At 39.4% G+C, this 5,387-nt stretch carries 3 protein-coding genes and 1 riboswitch; all 3 genes read left to right on the forward strand.

All coding sequences use genetic code 11. The features are described 5' to 3' along the window. Nucleotides 1-1,765: PTS fructose transporter subunit IIABC (locus AC52RT_RS06090; RefSeq protein ID WP_495539918.1), on the forward strand; the 1,765-nt coding region annotated here is incomplete at its 5' end. A gap of 313 nt (nucleotides 1,766-2,078) precedes the next feature. Beyond that, on the forward strand, nucleotides 2,079-3,557 hold the full coding sequence (locus AC52RT_RS06095) for a carboxylesterase/lipase family protein (RefSeq protein ID WP_495539919.1): 1,479 nt from the start codon (nucleotides 2,079-2,081) through the stop codon (nucleotides 3,555-3,557). A 100-nt stretch (nucleotides 3,558-3,657) separates the two neighbouring features. Further along, nucleotides 3,658-4,782, forward strand: a complete 1,125-nt coding sequence (locus tag AC52RT_RS06100) for a DUF2515 family protein (RefSeq protein WP_495539920.1) — start codon at nucleotides 3,658-3,660, stop codon at nucleotides 4,780-4,782. 392 nt (nucleotides 4,783-5,174) lie between these two features. Further along, a riboswitch (cyclic di-AMP (ydaO/yuaA leader) is annotated at nucleotides 5,175-5,313 on the forward strand. Nucleotides 5,314-5,387: the final 74 nt, after the last annotated feature.

Genomic DNA, 5,387 nt, shown 5'->3' on the forward strand with positions numbered 1-5,387 from the left:
TGCCATTTTAAAAAGGGAAGAACAAAGTACGACAGGAATTGGCGAAGGAATCGCTATTCCTCATGCGAAGACGAGTGCTGTAAGAACTCCAGCGATTTGTTTTGGAAGATCTAAATCGGGTGTAGACTACGAATCACTTGATGCACGTCCTGCTCACTTGTTCTTTATGATTGCAGCTAGTGAAGGGGCCAATACAGACCACCTAGAGACACTTTCTCGGTTATCATCATTATTAATGGATACTACGTTCAGAACTCAGCTGATGGAGGCTGCTACTAAAGAAGAAATTATTGCCATTATTAATCAAAAAGAAATGACAGCTGCTGAAGATGAAAAAAGAGAAGCTGAAGAAAGGGAACAAAGGCCTTCTACATCATCTGTAGCTAAAAAAATATTAGCAGTTACAGCTTGCCCGACCGGCATTGCCCATACATACATGGCGGCTGATGCATTAAAAGCTAAAGCAAAAGAAATGGAAATTGATTTTAAAGTAGAAACGAATGGCTCAACTGGGATTAAAAATGAGCTGACTGCTGAGGAAATTGCAGAAGCAGATGCAATTATTGTTGCAGCTGATAAACAAGTTGAAATGGATCGATTCGATGGTAAGCACGTCCTAATCGTTCCCGTAGCCCAAGGTTTGAGAAAGCCCGAAGAATTGCTGAATAGAGCTATTAAACAAGATGCCCCGATTTACAAAAGCTCAGGTAACGAAAGTAAAAAAGAAACATCATCGTCGTCAAGTGTTGGTCAACAAATCTATAAGCATTTAATGAGCGGTGTCAGTAATATGCTTCCATTTGTCGTGGGCGGCGGGATTCTTATCGCTCTTTCCTTCTTCTTTGGCATTGAAGCATCCGATCCAACAAGTCCACACTATAATCCAATTGCTAAAGCCTTAAATGATATCGGCGGAGGAACAATGGGTGCATTCTTCTTCTTAGTTCCTGTGTTAGCGGGTTATATTGCTTCAAGTATTGCTGATCGTCCTGGTTTTGCACCTGGTATGGTTGGCGGCTTATTAGCTGCACAAGCTGGAGCAGGCTTCCTAGGCGGATTGATTGCGGGTTTCCTTGCTGGATATATCGTATTAGGATTAAAAAAGCTGTTTTCGAAATTACCTCAGGCGTTTGAAGGGATTAAACCCGTACTGCTCTATCCTGTTTTCGGTATGTTAATTACAGGGTTACTCATGATTATGGTGATAAATGAACCGCTAACATTACTTAATCAGGGGTTAACAAATTGGCTTCAAGGTTTATCGGGTTCAAATGCCATTCTTTTAGGTATTCTGCTTGCTGGGATGATGGCAGTAGATATGGGGGGTCCACTAAATAAAGCGGCGTTCACATTTGGCATCGCTGCCATTGAAGCACAAAGTTTTGGACCACATGCTGCTGTTATGGCCGGGGGAATGGTACCGCCGCTAGGTATTGCACTGGCTACAACTTTCTTTAAACATAAATTCACCGAACTGGAAAGAAAATCAGGATTTACGAATTACTTTATGGGTGTATCTTTTATAACAGAAGGAGCCATCCCATTTGCCGTAGCGGATCCAATTCGTGTTATTGTCAGCAGTGTTATTGGTGCAGCAACAGCTGGTGGTTTATCCATGGCTTTTGATGTAACTTTACCAGCACCGCACGGAGGGGTCTTTGTTATTTGGTTAGTTAATCATCCAGTTCTTTACTTACTTGCGATTGTAATCGGTTCCTTAATTACAGCAGTGTTACTAGGATTTTGGAAAAAGAAACAACTATAAGCGCGTTAAAAGGTCGATTCCATAGCGGAAATCGACCTTTTTCTATGAAGGGAAGAGTAAGTTCATAGGTTATATAACCTATATACCCCTACAGGTATTTTTGAGTTAGGCAAGAACGAATATTAAGTACAAACATTGAACCTTTATTTCAAGAACAACCTCGATAGAATATTAATAATATCTCCTCGCATTTTAACACTTCATACTCAAATTTTTATCAATAAGAAAATGATTTACCAGTTAAAGGTAATTGAGTCGCCTATGTCGAACTACTTGAAGAAATCTAGACTGATAGAAGAGAGGGGATAGACCGATGACCGGTACGATAGTAGAAACGTCCAATGGTCAAATTAAAGGAGAATCCGTGGGAAATGTTTTTGTTTGGAAAGGAATACCTTATGCTAAACCTCCTTTAGGCAAACTTCGTTTTATGGCTCCAGAGAAACATGATTCTTGGCAAGGCGTGCGTGAGACAATAGAATTCAGCAGTGTGGCAGTGCAAAAGAGCCGTGACATAATGAAGTTCTTAGGTGACAACCCGATGGATTCAAGTGAAGACTGTCTCTACCTAAATATTTGGTCTCCATCAGCAGATGAAAAACGACGGCCCGTATTAGTCTGGATTCACGGTGGCGCCTTTACTAACGGCTCTGGATCTTCTTCAGCATATAACGGTGAATCGTTTGCGGAAATGGGGGATATCGTTGTTGTCACTCTCAACTATCGTTTAGGAATCTTAGGTTTTCTTCATTTAGGCGAACTAGGAGGAGAAAAATACGCAGCTTCTGGAAATTGTGGCATTCTTGATCAGATTGCTGCCTTGGGGTGGATACATGATAATATCACAGCATTTGGGGGAGACCCGAATAAGATTACCGTTGCTGGTGAATCAGCGGGAGCTATGAGTGTTGCTGCTTTACTTGCCATGCCTTCAGCTGCGGGCCTGTTTCAACAGGGTATATTACAAAGCTGTCCACCAAACATGTATCATACAAAGCATCAAGCGACAGATACAGCTAAACGTGTTTTAAAACAATTACAACTAACAGAAAACGATTTGGCACGTTTAGAAGAACTATCGGTTGATGAACTTATGGAGGCAGCGGCCGATGTCACAACATGGTGTCCGACTGTTGATGGTGAATATCTGCCTCAAAATCCTGATCAAGCACTCGCAGCTGGCAGTTCCAAAAATATTCCCGTATTGATTGGAACAAACCGTGATGAACATAATTTGTTCACCTTTTTCGATCAAAGTTGGCGTACGATCGACGAGAAAGAAATACGTACACGTTTTGAAAAATCACTAGGTTCTATTTGGTCTCAACTTTCACCTTCTTTTAAAGAGTCACCGTTAACTCATGAACTTTATGATCAAGTGATGACGTTCAATCTATTTACCTATCCTTCGATTCAACTAGCTGAACAACAGATCGAACAAGGTGCCCCCGTCTGGATGGATCGATTTGATTATGAAAGCCCTATTTTTGAAGGGAAAATGAAAGCCTTTCATGCACTCGAGCTCTTATTTGTTTGGAATAATCTTCACAAATCCGTACCATTTCTTGCCGGAACACCTGAAGAACAGTTACTAGCCGATCAAATTCACCAAGCATGGATTGCCTTTATACGAACAGGAAATCCAGATGAACAAAGCATGGTTCACTGGCCGCCATATGACCTAGATAAACGAACAACCTTGCTATTTGATCGTGAAAGCAGAGTGGAACATGATCCTGACAGCAGTAATCGACTCCTATGGGAACAAGCAATTAGCACAAAAACTAGATAACCCTAAAAGTCATCCTTTCGAGGATGACTTTTTTGTATTTTCACCATGGTATAAGCGGCCAAAAATTTGTTTTTACATATATAAAAGAAAAGGTTGTTTGTTGAGAGGAGGAAGAGTTATTAAGCTGATCCCGTCCTTCCTGCAGTTCTTTGATACAAAAGAAAATGAAACAGTATTACCTGTAAAAGAGTTTGAAGAACTTAAACAGAAATTATTGTTTGAATATGAACAACCTAGTAAGCACAGTATCGCTTTGCTTCCAAATGAAACGAAAATAATTAAAGCCATTCGAGCTGAAACCACGAAATATAATCGTAATAATCTCACACGAACAGAAGCTTATTTGTCTTTTTATATTAAACACCCTGAGATTCATTGGGCATTGCTTGCCCATTTTGTATCTCGTAACGGTGGTTACCATATGACTGATCTTAAGAGCGATTTAATGAACCAACTTTTCACAGAAACAGAGCGAAAGAAGTTTTTCTATTTTCTAGAAGATGCTAATGCAGCCATTTTTGCCGATGCTTATCCACAGTTGTTGCTATATAGTTATACGGTGAAGCAACGAATCGACTTGAGTAAATTCCTTGCTATTTTTCATGTATCTCGCTTTATGCATCCGATATGGGACCTGTTTATTCATAATAGAAAATCCTCATTACTAACGATTGCAATGATTATTAATGAACAGCAGATGCTAGAGCAGCGTTTGATAACACGACCTCCACATAGTCAGATCATGAAACGACTTGATTTTCAACTGCAAGAGAATTTGGGGTTCACAATGGTTCTGTTTCCGTATCAGCAAAAAAAATATGAGCTGACAAGATTGACAGGTTTAGTCGTTAAACGATTTGCAGATCCGAAAAGTAGAATTCTTATTGGTAAAAAACTCTATCGGCTTTTATTTCAGGATATAAATGTGTTGCAGGGGTGTCTCGAATTTTCTTGTGACGTTCCGCACTCTGGATCACGTTCGGATTACTGGAGCGGTGTATTTTCTACAAATAAAAGAAACCGACTATATAGTCCCGTTTTGCAAGATGCGTGGACTGATGCTGCTTTAAATTATTTACCTATAAATGATTGGTTTGTAAACGATCAATCTATCGGAGAGTTACACTCTTATCCTAAAGTGAAAAAGACTGATTTGACAAAGAAAGCTTTTGATCATACCTCGATACTGCAACTAATCAACCAAACGAAGCAGTTCATCCAATAATAGAAAGGTGTTACACGAAAAATGGCCAAACTGATATTCTCGCATATTTTTTAAATACTTTAATAAAACAAGTGCAATACGGAAGACGCTTACAAAGTAATTTGTCGGATTTTCGGGGTAAGAGTCGGCATTCCAAATATCACAATAAATACTCCTAGTCTTTCCTCCGTTTTTTTTTGACATCACTATGATATTCCAATCTAAATTCTTGTTGATCCTATTTGAAATACTTATTAATAATTTAAAATAGTAAGATTTATAGAAATATATAGTGTTTTAGTCAAGAAATTAAATGAAAACGAACGAATATGGGTGATTTTGAGCGTATTTACTATCCCATAGGGGTTTACAAGTGATGAGACGTGGGAGTAGAATAAGTTTCATAAAATACAATTTAATTTCGGCCTAATCTCACGTATTGAGAACGGAGGAACCACTTTTTGGGGTTAATTTTGCATTTGCAAAAGGGATGAGAGACTCTTTCGCCATCCTACCCGTCAGCTAACTTCGTCGGCTAAAGCGAAGGAGGTCATAAAGACCGCCTTGATCAGGATGCTTTTGTTGTTGCTTTTATTGCAGCTAAACCGTTCTGACACTAACATAGG

This window comes from Peribacillus sp. (assembly GCF_059453735.1).

Bases quoted from the DNA above. Each gene is read 5' to 3' on its own strand.
- AC52RT_RS06095 (WP_495539919.1), top strand. From the start codon at position 2,079: ATGACCGGTACGATAGTAGAAACGTCCAATGGTCAAATTAAAGGAGAA.